We start from the raw sequence: 15983 nt of genomic DNA on the forward strand, positions 1-15983 counted from the left end.
CAGCAACGCTTTCTGGAGGCCCGGACAGGAAAGAATGCCGGTGACACGGAGGAGCAGTGAACTGCTTGTAACGGTTTCGTACGGTGGCGACTCAATTCGAGAAGCGCGGGACCGTATCGCGGGCCTGAGTGATGCGCCCAAGAGCGGCGCGCCTCGCACCATTCCGGCGGTCGCCGACCTTGCTGAAACGAACTCCTGGGTTCTGGCAGCTGTCCGGGTTGCGGGCCGGGACGGGCAGACGTGGCGACGCTCGCTCAAAACCGATCTGATCGATCAAGGGTGTATCGGTCTGCCACGTCCTGTCCCACCTACCAACTTACAAGGGTGTAGACCGTCTGCAAGTCTCCCAGCAGCGCAACTGGGAGATGTGTCCACTCTCCGCGCTTCGTTGTCATGATACGCGTGGTCAGCAGCAGGACTGCCATCAAGGGTCACTTGTCCTACATTTCAGCCCCGACCCACAGTATGGTGGAATTACTGAATGAACGTTCAGCTTGTTTTCCATCAGGAGGTTGGATGCTGCAACGCCACGTGCTCCACTACACCCCCGGCCCCTACTGGTCGCCAGGCCGACCCACCGTTGAGCAACCCCTCTACGAACGCCTCGCGTATCTGCAGGCCCTCCACCAGCAGGGGCGAATCCTAGCTGGAGGCCCGTATACCGACCACTCAAGCGCACTGGTCGTCCTGCATTCCACGACACAGGAGGAGGCGCAAAGCGTTGTGGCAGGCGACCCAGCAGTTCTCGCCGGCATCATGACCGCTACCCTTACGGCCTGGCACTTCCTGTTTCAAGAGGAAGGCCCACTGTTTTGGGGCAGCCGCAGTTCCGCTCACCAACTGCACCTTGAGGCACGGTGAGCGCACCAGCACCAAAGGCGCGTGACGCGGTCGCCACCCGCAGCGCCATCCTGGTGGCCGCGACAGCGCTGTTCGCCGCGCGAGGGTTCGCGGCCACCGGCCTGCAGGACATTGCCACCGCCGCAGGCGTAGCGCGGGCCACGCCCAGCTACTTCTTTGGTTCCAAAGAGCAGCTCTGGCAAGCGGTACTTGAAACTCAAGCGTCCCTGGTGGCCGGAATCGTTCCGCGCGTTCTGGCGCATGCCGGTCCTGAAGCCACCCGGGCAGCACTGCGAGACGCCCTGCTGGAGCACCTGCTGCAGTTCCACCAGGACCACCCGGAGGCATTGCGGCTGATTCAGTGGGCCGAGCTGCAGGGCCATGACCTGCTGCCCCGCCTGCCTGCTCACGCGGCGGCCATGCAGGGCGGGCTGAAGCAGCTTCAACTGCTTCAGCCCGGTCTGTCCGACGCGGAAGCCGCCCATCTGACGCTGTCCCTGCTGGGTGCTGGGTACGCCCACCTGTCCTACGGAAGGTCATTTGGTGTCCCACTGGGACTCGACCCTGACCACCCGCAATTTCTGGCCGAGCGGCGAGCCCATCTGCGTCACCTGCTGCTGGCCCTGCTTCCCTGACCTCAACGTGCCCGAATCAACTGCGCCGCTCCCGGGGCACCCGGATCCCTCGGCCAGCGCGGCCCGGCACCGGTAATGATTACAGGAGTCTTCGATGCACACCATGCTTTCCGTTCCTGCGCCTGCCCCCCGCCCGAAGGGCCATGCTTCTATTTCAGCCCGCGCGCATAACCGCACCGCTCACCCGACCTCAGCCCGGGGTCAACTCGCGGGTGGAGGCCGCCCGTGAAGTCCGTTCTCGTTACTGGGGGAACCGGCCTGCTGGGACGTCAGGTGATTCCCAGGCTGCTGGCAGAGGGCGCCACGGTCCGTGCCATAGCCCGCCGGCCGGGACCTCAGAGGCCGGGCCTGACCTGGATTCAGGGCGACCTCCACGCGCCTGAGACTATGCCCCGCGCCATGGAGGGAGCTGATACCGTGCTGCACCTGGCCACCCAGCCGCTCAAGGCGTCCGCTGACCTGGACCTGGCGCAGAGGCTGCTCCAGTCGTTGCCCGCGAGTGACGTCCGGCACCTCGTCTACATGAGCATCACCGGGCTGGAACGCATGCAGCGGGCGCCGTATTACCGCGAGAAGCTGGAGATTGAGCGCCTCTTCGGGGCCAGTGGCGTGCCACTCACGGTGCAGCGTTCCACCCAGTTTCATGAATTCATTGCGCAGCTGCTGCAGCGGTTGACCGTCGGTCCCCTGGCCCTGGTCCCCACGGGTGTCACCCTTCAGCCCGTGGCAGTGCAGGCCGTGGCGCAGGCGCTGGTCCAGCGGACGCTGGGTGACCCTGCGGGCCACGCGCAGGAACTCGCCGGGCCGGACACCCTGACCCTGGAGCACCTGGCGCGGTCCTGGCGGGGCCGCAGAGGCGGGCTGCTTCGTCTGCCGTTGCCCGTTCCCTTATTCCGGGCCTGGCAGGAGCAGGCCGCGGTCGGTCACCGCGCGGAGGTGGTCGGGGAGAGCTGGGCATCCTGGCTGACGACCACAACCCGTGAACGAGCGAAAGCGGTCCTGACATGAAGACGCGCACCCCTCCACTAACCTGCCTGGCTCTGGGGTATCTGGGGCTCACGTCCGTGCTGGTCGGCGTCTGGGCTCTGTTTCTCCCACGCGCCTTTTACGACCGGTTCCCGGGTTTTGGCATCTGGGTGGCTGGGGACGGGCCTTATAACGAGCACCTCGTTCGGGATGTTGGCGGGCTCAATCTCAGCCTGGCCATGCTGATCTGGTTCGCGTGGCGCCGTCCTGACCACGTGGCTGCGCCTGTCGCCGGCTGGGCTGTCCTGGCTTATGCGGTGACGCACTTCCTTTATCACTCAGGGCACCTGCACACGCTCACCACCCAGGCCGACCGGTTGGGCAGTGTGGCAGGCCTGCTGGGCGCAGTCGCGTGCGCGCTGATCCTGGTTCGGCGCCCGCTCACGTAAGGGGAGCCTGAGGGCCAGCCGGCCCGTCGCGTCTTCTAGGTTTACGCCCACCGTGCCGACAGCGATAAAGTCCGTGACGCTGCGCGCTGCGCCAGCGGGTCAACTCCAGAAACATGACGGTGTACGCGAGCCACAACCAGCCGTCGTTTGCTTGAACTGCCGGATGAAAGTTCTCCTTCCCCTACCCTGCCGGGGCCAATGTCGCTGACCTGAAATCGTGCTGACGGACGGCCCAGTGCCACACCAGTGCACCTGCCAGCGTCACACACCCAGCCAGGCCGAACATCAGGGAAATGCTGACCCGATCAGCTGCCGGTGCCAGAACAAGTAACGTCAGAGGTTGCCCCATACTGCTGACCATCCCGAGCAGGCTCGCTACCCGACCCCTGAACTCCGGCTGGATCAGGGTCGCAAACAGCACCCCAATCCCAGTATTGGCCACCCCCAGGGCAAGGCCGGTCAGCAGAGCGAGCCCCCACAAGTGCCAGGTGGTCTGGGCCAACGCGAGCAGCAGCAGGCTGAGCGCAATGCCACCGAGACCGACGGAAGACATCCAGCCGGGCTTCACGCGGTCATTCAGAACGGCGACGGCCACACTGGACACGAGCATGCCTCCCGTGATCAGCGCGAAGAACAACCCAAACCCGCTGGCACCAGCACCCAGGGTTAGCATCTGCTTCGGCAACAGCATCTCCATCGGAGCCAGGCTGGCATTAATGAACAACGCGATAACAGGCAGCAAGGTCAACAGCAGGCTGGACCGCACGTACGTGATACCACCCCGTAAGTCCGCCCAGAAGCCTGGCTGGTGAGGGGCCGGCGTGCGTTCGGGCAGGTTCACGAACATGAGCAGTACGGCCATCACCCCGAAACTCAGCCCATCGACGATCAGACTCGGTGCACTGCCCACCGCACTCACAAGCACGCCGCCGCCCACCAGGCCGAGCAGGCCTGCGGTCTGCGTGGCACTGGCCATCAGGCCGCTCGCCCGAGTGATCTGTTCCGCAGGGACCAGGCCGGGCAGCACGCTCATGCTGGCTGGCCCGTAGAACACCGCCACCAGGCCATTCAGGAAAGCGAGAACATTGATCACGGTCAGACTGACCTCGCCCTGCAGGGCGAGCAGGCCGACACCAAGCTGAATCAGCATCCTCAGCAGGTTGCCGACCATTAATGGGACGCGCAGCGGGATGCGGTCGACCAGAGTGCCTGCCAGGGGCGAGAGCAGGGCCGGAAGCAAGCCGATCGCCAGCGTGAATCCCATCGCGCCGGCTGACCCAGTCTGGTGCAACACGAGGAAGCTCAGGGCAAGTCCAGCCAGCGCCGTTCCGAGAGCGCTTTGTGCTGTACCGATGAACCACAAGGTGAAATTCCGGTTCCAGAGACGTGTAGGGGGATTCATGGGGTCAGCGTACGGACGCCTCAACTCCCGGGAACAGCCCGCATTTGGAGTTGGGGCCGGGTAGGCTGACCCCATGTCTCACGTGAGGACCGCCACCGCGCCACAGGCTGCACTATTGCTTGATCCGGAATTGGGACCCCTGCTTGCCCGGTTGAGCGAACGTCCGGTTGGAGCGGCCGAATTGGCCCGGAGTGTGAATCGGCCGTTGTCGAGTGTGCATGCGGTCCTCCAGCGCCTCGTACGGGAGGGTCTGGTGGAGCAGGTATCAGTGCGTACACGCGCAGGCCGTCCAGTGCGCGAATACGAACTGCCGATGCCATGGCGTATCCCGTTTGCGGTCACGCCTGCCTCAACCTTTCGTGAGTTGCTTGGGGGTGGCTTTCAGGCCCGCTTATCCACGCACTTGGATACCTTGGCGAGCATTATGTCCGGAGTAGACGACGAGTGGGTGATCGAGGCGGATACCCTGGAGGGGAACGTGGTGCACCGGATCCAGCCGGTTGGGCCGGCGCCACCAGGTGCCGCACGGGTATTCGCGCAGGGGCTGGATGTCCGATTGAGTAATGAACAGGCGCTGGAGTTTGGACGGCGGCTTAAGGCTTTGATGGAGGAGTTTGAGGGCATGTCATCGCCGGAGGTACCCATCTGGTCGTTTACGGCCCTGCTTACTCCGAGCCCACGATCCAGATAACAAGGCCGTAGTGACCCCTTTTTCAGGAAATCTGTACCTACTGGACCTTCTCGAGCGGCGGCCAGCTGCGGTCATTGTCTGGCCAGTGTCTGTGGGCTTCGACGGAAGGCCGCCAGGGTTGGGTGCCGAGCACCCAACCCTGTACGCCACGAAGCGCTGCTCACAGCAGCTCGCCAAAGCCAGGCAGCTTGCCACCAACGCGATCGCCCGCATGGGCGTCACGATGGAATGCGCCAGCGTGAAGCTCAGTGCCGATAGCGCCGCTCAGCTGGCCGATATGGCATCGGCCGCCGTTCTGAACAGCGCTTCACGCCGTGAAGCCTTCAGCCGGGGTCAGGCTGTGGGCCAAGCCCCGGCTTCCCTCCCGAAGAACATGCACATTTCAGCCTGCACTGGCCTCGTCTGAGTCGCCTAGGAACAGGAACGCGTTCCTGGTCAACGGGAGCGGACCGCGTCTTGTGCGGTCCACTCGGGAAGAAATGCGTTTAAGGGGCAATCAGTGAGCCTTTGAAGTCTTTAGTGGTGAGCGGTCATATCCGCAGCGTGTGAGAGGTCCCAGTCCTCAATGAACCGTTCCATCAGGCGGTGCAGGACGTCCATGGAGATGCGGTTGAGTGACGCGCGGTTGGGCGTTCCGGGGGTGGCGCCATAGTAGGTGTCACTCCAGACGGTCGGTGCACTGTACAGGCCTTCCTTGTGCAGCCAGCCTTCCAGGGTTCCAAGGTAGGCACCGCCGCTTTTCGTGCTGGAGAAGTCGAACACGAGGTTGAGTTGCCGGTTGCGGGTGATGCCGTTCTCCCGGCAGCCGCTCTTCGCCACGGGAATCTTTGCTTCCTGGAGCAGGGCCAGCATTTCCTGGCCGAGACGGTCGAACTGCGCTTCGTCTTCGCGTTCCATCGCTTCGAACGCCAGGGTCGGGCAGACGCTCTCGAAGGCGCGCAGGTTCCCGTTCTGGTGGTCTGCGCGGGCAGTGGTGGTGAGCGTGATGCCGAGCAGGCTGGCGGTCAGAAGAACGGTCTTCATGCTGAAAAGAGCATCCCATAACATTTCATGCCGTGCGTGCTTATTTGCCTGGTGGACACACTCCCCCTGTCTATGAAGGCCACTCACCCTTCAGTTCCGTAGGTCTCGCGGTCATTCACGGTTGCGGATGACGCCTGGGCCAGCGCCCACGTGCTGCTCAGGACCCTCACCCGACCCTGACGCTCCAGCTCGACTTGTCCAGCGCGGGCGCTCAGCGTCCCGCGCGAGGCTGGAAGTACACGCCTACGCCATCCGCGGTCAGCAGCTCCATCACCGCGCGAACAGGCACGATCAGGAGCTCACCGTCCTCGAAGGCCAGGGTGCACTCCCGACCATGCGTTCCTGCAATGGGAGAAGACCAGAGGGCGAGATCCTGGTTGAGCGGGGCGACACGGCAGGGCATGCCGTCACCTTGCGGGGGCGCTGGGTGGGCGATCAAGCCTCACCCAGCTCTCCGATACCCAGGCGGCGCATACCCTCCCTCGATCAGACACGCCCTACGGTGATGTTTGTATATAAGGTATGACGGCGTTTCGCTCGTTTGGTACGAAGCCCGGCGGATTCGACATGTCGAATCCGCCGGGCTTCTACCGATTGAAGCATGCACCGAGGCGGGAGATTTCAATGAGTCGCTTTTTTAACCGCGAATAGGGGTTGAATTTCTGCCTTTGACATCTCCTCCCGCAAGTTGACTGCGGAAGGGTCTTCAGGACGCTGTTGCTCGTAATACCTTGGAAGCGTGAAGGGCTCGCTCCCACTGCACTGGAAGAAAGATGTCGCGTTGCCTGATCTTTCTCGGACGTTTCCCTTGGTGGCTGACATTCTGGCCAGATCAGTGGGTCCGCCTCCACAGGACACCATTCACGCTGAAGTAATCCACCGCCATCGCGGAGCCCCCTTTTATAGAAAGGTCATGGACCTGCTGCTGCCAATGGGTGATGCACTGCCCGACGTGCTGGCTCATCTGTCCCAGCGGTGGTTAAGAACCGTGGCCGCAACGCCGAGGGAGCATGCCCTACTCATTCGATTTAGGGCAGGGCATCACGGACCTGATGGGTATGTGTCCATCGTTGATGGTCCTGGGTTGGACAGCCAGGCAATCTCCCAACGCGTGATGGAATTGTTGACGTTCCTGATCTGAGATGACTATCCAGCCCACGGCCTGCCCGCGCGCGTCAAGGCGCAGCCCTACACCGCCGGCCTTAGACGCGCGAACTGCAGGAGCCACTCGTGCACCAGGTAGTGAGGGAGTGAGCGCCCACACGAACACCGACGTTACAGGAGCAGACTTTACCCATGCACAGGTGATGATCAGCGGTCAGGAACTTGTGAGGACCTAGTTTTTACAGTAGGGGCACATTATGCCTCGGCCTGAACGATCATGGAAAGGCAACGACTACCTGTACAGCCTCTGGCCCGACCTACGAGGTCACATGTCACGTCAAAGCGTTTCCGTCTTACACCCATGAATTCCCGACAGGAACTTGCTGACCTTCGGCAGCTCACCGCCCAACTGCAAGAAGAACTGGCTCGGGAACGAGACCAGCGCCACATGTTCTACCAGCTCAGTCGCACGGTCGACCTCAACCGCCTGCTCTACATTCTGGATACCCAAATCCAGCGGTTAGGCCTGTTTGACGGTTACCTCATCGCGTTTCATGATCCCAAACGTGACGGGCTTATCTGCGTCCGCACGCACCTCCCTGAGAGCCATGCCGGGATGCAGGGCGTCCTGAACGACTACCGCTTTGGGATGGACCAGGCCGTCCCGCTGGTCCAGGCATACCTCAACGGGCAGACCCTGCTGCTTCATCTCGAAGACCTGGACCCGGGCGATACGGCGGCACGCCAGGCCTTCGCATGGTGGCAGGCCAGTTCCCTGGCCGCTGTGCCGATTCCTTATGCTGACGGCCTGATCGGTGCCGTGAACGGCTTCCGGCAGCAGGGTCAGGTCGACCCGAAAGCGGTGAAGGTTTTAGAAGAGCAACTCCAGTTCTTCAATGCTCCTCTGCGCCACGCCTTGATGCTAGGAGAACTCCAGGAAGCTCAGGCGGAAGTAGAGGCTGCGCTTGAGGAGCACCGGCGTTTTTTGAGCTTCGTCTCCCAGATCAACGCCCTGACCTCCCCTGAGCGCATAGCGACCGCCACACTCATGCAGCTCCTGAGCGCCTACCGCTTCGATCTGGGCTTCCTGAGCCTGTACGAACCCGGGCTGGGCCTGGTCAATCAGCACGTCAGCGTGCGCGAAGCCCACCAGGAGGTTCTTTGTGACCGTGTGGCCGGTTTGCTGGAGCAGCCAGTCGCCCTCGACCCTTCCCTGGGGGCGAGCGTGTACGCGTTTGTGCACAACACGTACCTTTTCATTCCAGATGTCGACGCCGTGCGTCAGCTTCCCATGTCGGCTCTAGACCAGGCAGTGATCGACGCTCTGCCAGAAATTCGAACGGTGCTGCACATGCCGATTCGGGAGCATGGGAAACCCTTGGGCATGATTGCATTGATGAGCCTGTCACAGCCGCGCCTCCTTGAACCGGAAGAGCTGAAGCTGATTGAGCTGGTCACGTCGTTTGTCGGGACTGTCATCACAAATTCTCGTCTGTATCAGATCGTCGAGGAACAGAATAGTTACATTGAAGAGCTGAATCTCAGGTTGCATGATCGAGTCCAGCGACTGAATGAGACCGTGCGGCTGGACTTTCTCACTGGCCTGCTCAACTTCGGAGCATTTCGAAGTGAACTGGCCCGCTGCATTGAAGAGGCCAACCATGATGGAACCGACCTGAGTGTGGTCATCCTTGATATCGATCACTTCAAAAGACTGAACGACACCTACGGTCATATGACCGGGAACATCGTTCTTAAGGAACTGGCTGCCCGGATTATGCAGGTGGTCCAGGTGACGGACTTTCCGTGCCGGTTTGGTGGGGAGGAGTTCGCGATCATCCTGCCGCAGAACAACCTCGAGGATGCTTGTACATTTGCGGAGCGCTTACGTGACGCCGTGGCGGGACAACCTATTGAAGCGGATGACCAAACCCTTTCCTTGACCGTCAGCCTGGGCTGCGCCCGGTATCAGGTCGGGGAAACAGCGGAGGAATTTCTGAGCCGGGCTGATCATGCGCTGTACCGGGCCAAGGCGGGCGGACGAAACCGTGTGCAAGCTGCGCGGCACCCTGAAGGCCCTTCGGCAAGAGAAAGTTGATCCCAGCAACCCTGCGGCGATCTCAGGCTGTCAGGCCTGTAGATTCTGCTGTCTCGCCGACTCAAACGCTCGAACACGGCTCACCATCGTTGGTCCAACCCCGATCAGCGTGTTGTGATGGTTCTCGCAGAGCAGCCAGCTGAAATCCTTCGCAACCAGGTAGTACTCGAAGGCGAACAATTCCTGGAGCAGCTGAGTGATGGCACGAGTTTGGCCCTCGAACACCCAGTAATGACCGTCGCGTTTGGTGCCTCCCCAGTCCTCCGTCACGAACCAGACCCGCTCATCCGGCGCCACGAATTGCAAGAGCAGGGCCGGATCAAGGGGCTCAGGCAGCATGGCATGGGCCTGCTCCCCCTTGAAACCCTCCCACAGCCAGAACTGGTCACGACCGCGTGAACCGTACGTCGTGAACGTGTTGAGAATGGTGTTGAGCACGCGTTCGTACTGGGTGAGCCTGACAGGGGCCAAGGCCTCCGGGGCGATACCCAGTGCACGAAGCACCTCGCTGATCTCGTCCCGCATGCACCCAGCCTATAGGTCTGGATTCGTAACCCCTGCTGGATTCAAGCATTGGCAGATGGGGGAATCGCTCGGCGCGGCGTGGAATCAAGCGCAAGATTGGGACCACGCCGGCCTGGCCTTGTGTTCATCCCTTAAGGGCATAACCGTAGCCGCGCACCGTCCGCATGACACCGTACCCACCCAAATCCCGCAATTTTGTCCGGATGTTCGACACGTGCACATCGATCACGTTGCTGCCCTCAGGCAATTCCTCGCCCCACACCAGCTCAGTCAGTTCCTCCCTCCTGAACACCTTGCCAGGCTCCTGAGCCATCACCCACATGATCTCAAACTCCTTGGGTGTAAACGGTAGCGCGCGCCCCTGAAACAGCACCTGTCGGCGTTCGGGCTGCAGAACCAAATGCCCGCACTTCACTTCCGCTGTGCCTTGCTGGCGCAACTGCACTTTGATGCGCGAGCAGCTCTGCCATGTCGAACGGCTTGACCACGTAGTCATCTGCTCCCAAAGTCAGGACCCTCACTTTCTCCTCGACTTCATCACGGGCAGTGACCGCGATGATCGGCACAAGGCTGGTCTTGCGTAACCGAGAGATAACGTCCCCGCCATCAAGATCCGGGAGGCCAAGGTCGAGGAGGATGATGTCCGGTTTGGCGGGTGGGGGCCTTTTTTACGCTTGAGTTACCGCTGCTGCAGCTCGGCTTCGTAGCGGGATCAGGATGCCCGCGAGGTCCAGGGTGAGCAGCCGCGCGATATCCGGGGCATCTTCGATGATCAGCAGGCGTTGAGAAACCACGTCCACATCCTAGACAGTGGCGCACCCCGGTCAGCCAGGCGCTGTGGTCAGGCCGTGAGCGGGTCATCGGCTGGAACGCGGTACTGCATGGGGTAGTGGCTATGAACTGGTCCCGGTGAGGCGCTCGGGCCTGATGTCGTCATTGCGGTTGGTGGAGCGCGATCCAGCGTTGATGGGGGAGAGTGCGCACATCCTGGGGGTCGGCTACCGCCGCGGACGCTGAAGGCACCCCAGACTGTCGAATTCCCTCCATCCTGCCGTGGTGGCAAGGCGGCCTACGCAGTGAGCATCCGCACTGATGCCCCGGCCGCCGATCACATGTGTCGTGTGTCAGCTGAAATTCCGGATGCTGTGTGCAACCACTGGGGCTTACGCGGTTATGCTCGACCCGTGAACGTGGTCCGAGCTCAACACCAGAAACGTGCGCAACACCTCGCCGATGTGGTGATTGAGGCCATCCGCGACCACACCATTCCGGGCGCCGTCCTCGCCTGGGGTGACCTCGAAACCAGCCACATCCACCAGGCCTTCGGGGCTCACCGCGTTTACCCCCTGGTCACGCCCGCACAGACCACCACCCTGTACGATGTCGCCTCGCTTACGAAGGTGGTCGCCACGTGGCCCCTGATCGCGCAAGCCCTTGATGATGCGGAACGTGGCCAGCTCGGCCTCGGTGAGCGTAAGGGAGTGTCTAAACTTGAGTTCAAGAACAGATGTGCTTCTTCGACTTAGTGTGTAACGCGAGGTGACGCTATGGAATATCGTCGATTGGGCCAATCTGGTTTGCAGGTCAGTGCGCTTTCCTTTGGTGCTTGGGTAACGTTTGGCACGCAGTTAGACGCGAAAGGTGCCCTGGAACTGATGTCCGCCGCCTATGACCGCGGGTGTAACTTCTTCGACAACGCCGAGGTGTACGCTCGAGGCCAAGCTGAAACCATCATGGGCCAGGCCCTGACCCAGGCAGGCTGGCGGCGCGATAGCTACATCGTTTCAAGCAAAGTGTTCGGCGGAGCAGTTGAAAACCCAGCCCCAACTCAGCGGGGACTTTCACGCAAGCACATTTACGAGGCGTGCTACCAGGCCATCGAACGCCTGCAATGCGAGTACCTGGATTTGTACTTCTGTCATCGCCCAGACCGCACCACCCCCATCGAAGAAACGGTGCGGGCCATGACCGAATTGATCCACCGCGGTGATGTGTTGTATTGGGGAACGAGTGAGTGGTCGGCCCAGGAATTGATGGAAGCCTACGCTGTTGCCCGTCAGTACAACCTGATTCCCCCGACCATGGAGCAGCCGCAATACAACATGCTCACCCGCTACCGGGTCGAGGTCGAATACAGCCGCTTGTACCGCCCGGACACGCTCGGGTTGGGCACCACGGTCTGGTCGCCGCTGGCAAGCGGTCTTCTGACGGGCAAGTACAACGATGTGGTTCCGAATGACACCCGCGCCAACCTGCCCGGTTACGAATGGTTGAAAGCCCGACTCGAGAGTGAAGAAGGCCAAACCAACCTGGTCAAAGTCCGAGGCCTGGCCAAGATTGCCGACGACCTGGGCACGACCTTGCCGAAGCTCGCCCTCGCCTGGTGCCTCAAGAATCCGAATGTGAGCACAGTGATTACTGGTGCCTCCAAAGTCACGCAAGTGGTGGAGAATTTTGCCGCGCTCGAAGTGCTTCCCCAGCTGACCGACGAGGTCATGACGGCCATCGATGCGTCACTGGGCAATAAGGAAACCCGTTTACATGGCTCGAGCGAGTAACACCAAATTCGGGTGTGAGCAACGCAAGGTTAACGCGTGCTGCGCAGGTTCATGCCGAGGTTTTACTCAAAAAGTGCACCTTGCATAGCAGAGTGCACGGAAGAAATGGCCGGAACGCTTCAGGGCGTTCCGGCCATGCTTGAAGAAGACCGATCAGGCGCGGCCTCCCTAGGGTTCAATCGGTCACCTGGCATTCGTCCGCGAGATCCTCCGCACCACCCGGATCAACGTGAATCACGTCAATCACCTGGGCTGGACCGCACTCCTGGAAGCCGTGATTCTCGGCGACGGAGGGAAAGTCCACACCGAGATCGTGCGGGAACTGCTCATCCATGGAGCGGACCGGAGTATCGGTGACCGGGAGGGGGTGACTGCGCTGCAGCACGCCAGGAAGCAGGGTTTCACCGCCATGGTCACACTGCTCACAGCGCCGTCCAACGCAGGCCCGAAGCACTGATGAGCCCTTCTGCAGCCATGTGCTGCACTTCGTTCAATCTGGGTGCTCCGTAAGTCTGAGGACCAGGCTTGCCGGTTGCGAGTTGCACGGGAAACATGGCGCGCGTGAGCGAAGCTTAGGCCTCATGCACTTCACTCCGGTTCTTGCTCATCGGGAGTTTGTTGACTGTTCCTCGAAATCTTGATGGAAGCCGGGGGAATCGCTAAGACTGCCAAAGCGGTCAGCCGGTCACCCCACCGCTCACCCTCGCTGAAGTCTGGGTGCAATTGAATGGCGGGAGTCAGGATGCCGCCCAACAGGCCGTGGACCTGAGTGAGCAGGAATTGCGCCTGCACGCTGGTCTGCCCGAATGGACCGTGCCGTCCTCGAGAACCAGGCCGGCAGGCGTGACCCGGACCGAGCGGGCCTGGCCGTGCACGGTCAGGGAGCCGCACTCGAGGTCCTCGTGCGCCTGAGCGCGCTGCCGGGCGCGTTCCCGCCAGGAGCGCAGGTGATGGTGTGGGTCATGCCGCCGTAAGGCGTGCTGCACGTGCGCAGCCGTGGGAGGCCGGGCCACCCGGGCGTGCGACGCCAGGCGTACAGCCTCTTCACTCTCTGGAGGCAGTGGAAGGACCAGCTGCCTGGGAATGCTGCCGTGAGCCAGGCCGTCACACTCCAGGAGGGCAGGCGTCAGGGTGACATGCTCCGCCCCGAAGGTGTCAGGCGGCCGGTGGCCAGTTGCGTGACCTCTCCATCCGTGACGAGCAGGGTGTACGTGCGGTCGTCGTGGTGCGCGGCCAGGATCAGGTAACCGTGCAGGCCGAGTAGGGACGCGCGGGTGAGGGCGAGGGAGACGGTGGTGCGGTGCACGCGGGTCATGCAGGGCGCCCCCCTTCATCCCTCAGCAGCAGGATCCGGGCGCGGGTGCGTGCGGCCCGCTGGAAGTCCTTTCGCCCGCGGGGAATTTGCGTCATCGCCCGCTCGATCCGCTCGCGGTCGTTCTGCCCGTTGACGTCAACGGTCGTCTTTCGGGTGCCGATGTCCAGGGTGACCTGCGCCCCGTGGACGGTGGCCCGCAACTGACCGCTGCGGTACGTGCGTGGGCCCGTCACTGGCCGTCCCAGGGTGCAGCCGAGGCAGGGGGCGTGATCTGGACGTCAGTGAAGTGCGTGCCGTGATGGATGTTCGCGAGCGTGCCCTCGTCGTACGTGCGGTCGCCCTGAGTGGTGGTGATGGTGATGCTCTGCCCGATCCGCCGGAGGGTGTACGTCGCGGTGGGACGACCGCCGAGGATCAGGGTGGCTTGCACGGTCCCGCTCAGGGCGAGCAGCTGGTCAGCGGTGTGCGTCCAGAGGGTTTTGCATCCTCACCGTCACCGCCGCCCTGCCGTTCGACAAACGTTGACACTTGAGGGTGTAAAGAGGAAGCTGGAGTCTGAGGTGTTGCATGGCTCGCAGCCCCCGTCCACCGCACATCGTCCTGACTCCTGAGGAACGGCAACGCCTAACCGAACTCGTTCGACGGCGCAAAACCCCACGAAGCCTCGCCGCTCGCGCTCAACTGGTCCTGCTGAGTGCAGACCAACCGTTTACGCCACACGCAGATGGGAGGAAAGCATGAGACAGGTTCTGAACAGGCTGGCGCTTACGTCCGCATTGTTCGCCGTGGCATGCGGAGGGACCATCGCCCAGTCGGCGGGGAAGCCGGCCATCGGCGTCGATTCCTGTGCGGCCGCGCGCCCTGATTTCGGCGGGGCGGCGACCGCTGCAGACCGGGCCCTGTTCACGTACGACGCCAACGCGCCTTTGAACCTGAAGAAGGCGGTCGAATCCACCACCAACGGCGTGGAGGTCAGCGCCATTTCCTTCGACAGTCCGGACGGTGGACGGGTCACGGGATTGCTGTTCGATCCCGTCGCGCGGTCCGGTACTCGCCCCGGCATTGTGCTCATGCACGGCGCGCAAGGCGGTGCGCGCGGGATGGCGGGTCAGGGACAGGGGCTGGCGGCGCACGGCGCAGTGGTGATTGCGATGGACGCCCCATTCGCTCGCCGCGGTGGACAGTGGCGCCAATTTACCCCCGAAGATCGCGCTGGGCAGATCCAGCTGATGAAGGACCTGCACCGTGCCGTCGATGTGCTGCGCGCACGGCCCAACGTCGACGCGGCGCGCATCGCCTACCTTGGCTTCAGTTACGGGGGCACGATGGGTGTGCAGTTCGTCGGTATCGAACGGCGGCTCAAGGCTGCGGTGCTCGTCGTCGCGGACGGGGGCCTCGTCTCGCACGAGACCGGGCCGGGAGATGTCCTGTTGGCTGGTCTGCCCTGCGCAACACGCGTCGCTTGGCTGCGGGCCATGACTCCCATTGAGCCGATTCGGTTCATCCCGCACGCGTCGCCCACCCCGTTGCTGCTGCAGAACGGACGGACCGACACCCTCGTACCCGCGGCCGACGCGAAAGTGTTGCATAATGCCGCGCCTGCGCCGAAGACGATCCGCTGGTATGACGCTGGACACGGACTCAATCAACAGGCCCTGGTCGACAGGCACGAGTGGCTGCACGGGCAGATCGGTCTCGACCTTCTCAGACCACCAGGCTGATTCTCAGCTCAGGCGCCGTGCGTTCCGGCGTCCGTCCATGTTTGGGGATCGTGACGCGTGCGCTCGACGCCGGCCGGGATTACCGATCCGAGCGTGCGTGAGTCTCGGACCCCCGATCCGAGGGGTACGCCGGCCGCGCCAGCCGCCGCGCGAGCAGCGAACACACCCAGGCGGCCGCCGGTATGTCACTCTTTTCTGGAGGCTGCAAGTGAAATTGGTAAAGGCAATCATCGCTGCAAGTTCGGTGGCAATCAGCGGCGTGGCAGCAGGCTCGACGTATGTTGTCGCGACACTCCCGGACCGCCCACACGTGCGTGACTCCGTTCAGGTTCGCGTGCACGCCGATACGTGTACGGGCGCACGTCCCGATTTCGGGGGGGCGGCGACCGCAGCAGACCGAGCCCTGTTCGCGTACGACGTCGATGCACCACTGAATCTGAGGAAGACGGTCGAATCTACGAGCCATGGCATGGAGGTCAGCAGCATTTCCTTCAGCAGTCCGGACGGCGGCATCACCAATGGCGCACCCTGACCCTGATGCGCCACATCGCCTATTGATCACGGCGTAGGTTTGCACCCATCAGGTGTTGTGGGAGGTCTACATACCGGACACGTTGCCACGCGCCAGTCAGCTTCTCCTTCAAAGCCATCAAGGT

At 62.4% G+C, this 15983-nt stretch carries 24 protein-coding genes and 1 pseudogene; 15 read left to right on the forward strand and 10 right to left on the reverse strand.

Annotation, left to right across the window (positions count from 1 at the left end; translation table 11 throughout):
• The first annotated feature begins 516 nt into the window (after positions 1–516).
• From IEY49_RS20325 to IEY49_RS20340, 4 genes are all read left to right on the forward strand, one after another.
• Positions 517–861 carry a YciI family protein gene (locus IEY49_RS20325; RefSeq protein ID WP_189012108.1) on the forward strand — a complete coding sequence of 115 codons (345 nt, stop codon included), beginning with the start codon at positions 517–519 and terminating at the stop codon, positions 859–861.
• The gene (locus IEY49_RS20330; RefSeq protein WP_189012110.1) at positions 858–1475 is read left to right on the forward strand and encodes a TetR/AcrR family transcriptional regulator; all 618 of its coding nucleotides are present in this window, start codon (positions 858–860) and stop codon (positions 1473–1475) included. The genes IEY49_RS20325 and IEY49_RS20330 overlap by 4 nt, the downstream gene beginning before the upstream one ends.
• Before the next feature lie 225 nt (positions 1476–1700).
• Positions 1701–2483 (forward strand): SDR family oxidoreductase, encoded by a 783-nt coding sequence (locus IEY49_RS20335; protein WP_189012112.1) that lies wholly within the window; start codon positions 1701–1703, stop codon positions 2481–2483.
• Positions 2480–2890, forward strand: a complete 411-nt coding sequence (locus IEY49_RS20340) for a hypothetical protein (protein ID WP_189012113.1) — start codon at positions 2480–2482, stop codon at positions 2888–2890. Before IEY49_RS20335 ends, IEY49_RS20340 begins: the two co-directional genes overlap by 4 nt.
• Before the next feature lie 181 nt (positions 2891–3071).
• Here IEY49_RS20340 and IEY49_RS20345 read toward each other — a convergent pair whose 3' ends face one another.
• On the reverse strand, positions 3072–4292 hold the full coding sequence (locus tag IEY49_RS20345) for an MFS transporter (protein ID WP_189012114.1): 1221 nt from the start codon (positions 4290–4292) through the stop codon (positions 3072–3074).
• Positions 4293–4365: 73 nt separating this feature from the next.
• Between IEY49_RS20345 and IEY49_RS22015 the strand changes: the two are divergent.
• The 3 genes and pseudogenes from IEY49_RS22015 to IEY49_RS20355 form a co-directional block, all read left to right on the forward strand.
• Positions 4366–4560, forward strand: a pseudogene (locus IEY49_RS22015) (helix-turn-helix domain-containing protein); the annotation flags it as partial.
• Between the two features lie 24 nt (positions 4561–4584).
• Positions 4585–4983, forward strand: coding sequence for a hypothetical protein (locus IEY49_RS21600; RefSeq protein WP_229780949.1), 399 nt, complete (start codon positions 4585–4587; stop codon positions 4981–4983).
• Positions 4984–4993: 10 nt separating this feature from the next.
• On the forward strand, positions 4994–5389 hold the full coding sequence (locus IEY49_RS20355) for a hypothetical protein (RefSeq protein ID WP_189012116.1): 396 nt from the start codon (positions 4994–4996) through the stop codon (positions 5387–5389).
• Positions 5390–5499: 110 nt separating this feature from the next.
• On the opposite strand, the gene IEY49_RS20360 is transcribed toward IEY49_RS20355, so the two are convergent.
• Positions 5500–6006: a hypothetical protein gene (locus IEY49_RS20360; protein WP_189012117.1), complete on the reverse strand. Its 507-nt coding sequence runs from the start codon at positions 6004–6006 to the stop codon at positions 5500–5502.
• 211 nt (positions 6007–6217) lie between these two features.
• Complete coding sequence (locus IEY49_RS20365; protein ID WP_189012118.1) at positions 6218–6409, reverse strand: hypothetical protein; 192 nt, start codon at positions 6407–6409, stop codon at positions 6218–6220.
• Between the two features lie 510 nt (positions 6410–6919).
• On the opposite strand from IEY49_RS20365, the gene IEY49_RS21605 reads away from it, so the two are divergent.
• Together IEY49_RS21605 and IEY49_RS20370 are read left to right on the forward strand one after the other, a co-directional pair.
• Positions 6920–7147, forward strand: coding sequence for a hypothetical protein (locus IEY49_RS21605; RefSeq protein ID WP_229780950.1), 228 nt, complete (start codon positions 6920–6922; stop codon positions 7145–7147).
• 324 nt (positions 7148–7471) lie between these two features.
• Positions 7472–9208, forward strand: coding sequence for a GGDEF domain-containing protein (locus IEY49_RS20370; RefSeq protein ID WP_189012119.1), 1737 nt, complete (start codon positions 7472–7474; stop codon positions 9206–9208).
• 30 nt (positions 9209–9238) lie between these two features.
• On the opposite strand, the gene IEY49_RS20375 is transcribed toward IEY49_RS20370, so the two are convergent.
• From IEY49_RS20375 to IEY49_RS21840, 4 genes are all read right to left on the reverse strand, one after another.
• A complete protein-coding gene (locus tag IEY49_RS20375; RefSeq protein ID WP_189012120.1) occupies positions 9239–9733 on the reverse strand; it encodes a DUF6756 family protein in 495 nt (164 codons plus the stop codon).
• Between the two features lie 124 nt (positions 9734–9857).
• A complete protein-coding gene (locus IEY49_RS21830; protein ID WP_308424683.1) occupies positions 9858–10133 on the reverse strand; it encodes a winged helix-turn-helix domain-containing protein in 276 nt (91 codons plus the stop codon).
• A complete protein-coding gene (locus tag IEY49_RS21835; protein WP_308424685.1) occupies positions 10060–10374 on the reverse strand; it encodes a response regulator in 315 nt (104 codons plus the stop codon). Before IEY49_RS21835 ends, IEY49_RS21830 begins: the two co-directional genes overlap by 74 nt.
• A 27-nt stretch (positions 10375–10401) precedes the next feature.
• A complete protein-coding gene (locus IEY49_RS21840; RefSeq protein WP_308424684.1) occupies positions 10402–10527 on the reverse strand; it encodes a hypothetical protein in 126 nt (41 codons plus the stop codon).
• A 390-nt stretch (positions 10528–10917) separates the two neighbouring features.
• On the opposite strand from IEY49_RS21840, the gene IEY49_RS20385 reads away from it, so the two are divergent.
• From IEY49_RS20385 to IEY49_RS20400, 4 genes are all read left to right on the forward strand, one after another.
• Positions 10918–11259: a serine hydrolase domain-containing protein gene (locus tag IEY49_RS20385; RefSeq protein ID WP_189012121.1), complete on the forward strand. Its 342-nt coding sequence runs from the start codon at positions 10918–10920 to the stop codon at positions 11257–11259.
• 21 nt (positions 11260–11280) lie between these two features.
• Positions 11281–12291, forward strand: coding sequence for a potassium channel beta subunit family protein (locus tag IEY49_RS20390; RefSeq protein ID WP_189012123.1), 1011 nt, complete (start codon positions 11281–11283; stop codon positions 12289–12291).
• Between the two features lie 229 nt (positions 12292–12520).
• Positions 12521–12748, forward strand: a complete 228-nt coding sequence (locus tag IEY49_RS22020; RefSeq protein ID WP_373291965.1) for an ankyrin repeat domain-containing protein — start codon at positions 12521–12523, stop codon at positions 12746–12748.
• Between the two features lie 349 nt (positions 12749–13097).
• Positions 13098–13265: a hypothetical protein gene (locus IEY49_RS20400; protein ID WP_189012127.1), complete on the forward strand. Its 168-nt coding sequence runs from the start codon at positions 13098–13100 to the stop codon at positions 13263–13265.
• Between the two features lie 152 nt (positions 13266–13417).
• On the opposite strand, the gene IEY49_RS20405 is transcribed toward IEY49_RS20400, so the two are convergent.
• The 3 genes from IEY49_RS20405 to IEY49_RS20415 are packed head-to-tail and all read right to left on the reverse strand — an operon-like array spanning position 13418 to position 14036.
• Positions 13418–13606 (reverse strand): hypothetical protein, encoded by a 189-nt coding sequence (locus tag IEY49_RS20405; protein ID WP_189012129.1) that lies wholly within the window; start codon positions 13604–13606, stop codon positions 13418–13420.
• Entirely contained in the window at positions 13603–13839 is a 237-nt protein-coding gene (locus tag IEY49_RS20410; RefSeq protein ID WP_189012131.1) for a hypothetical protein, read from the reverse strand. Before IEY49_RS20410 ends, IEY49_RS20405 begins: the two co-directional genes overlap by 4 nt.
• On the reverse strand, positions 13836–14036 hold the full coding sequence (locus tag IEY49_RS20415; RefSeq protein WP_189012132.1) for a hypothetical protein: 201 nt from the start codon (positions 14034–14036) through the stop codon (positions 13836–13838). The genes IEY49_RS20410 and IEY49_RS20415 overlap by 4 nt, the downstream gene beginning before the upstream one ends.
• Positions 14037–14343: 307 nt before the next feature.
• Between IEY49_RS20415 and IEY49_RS20420 the strand changes: the two genes are divergently transcribed.
• Together IEY49_RS20420 and IEY49_RS20425 are read left to right on the forward strand one after the other, a co-directional pair.
• Complete coding sequence (locus IEY49_RS20420) at positions 14344–15327, forward strand: alpha/beta hydrolase (protein ID WP_189012135.1); 984 nt, start codon at positions 14344–14346, stop codon at positions 15325–15327.
• Positions 15328–15535: 208 nt separating this feature from the next.
• Positions 15536–15859: a hypothetical protein gene (locus tag IEY49_RS20425; RefSeq protein ID WP_189012136.1), complete on the forward strand. Its 324-nt coding sequence runs from the start codon at positions 15536–15538 to the stop codon at positions 15857–15859.
• Positions 15860–15983 lie beyond the last annotated feature (124 nt).

Source organism: Deinococcus malanensis (assembly GCF_014647655.1).
GTDB lineage: Bacteria > Deinococcota > Deinococci > Deinococcales > Deinococcaceae > Deinococcus > Deinococcus malanensis.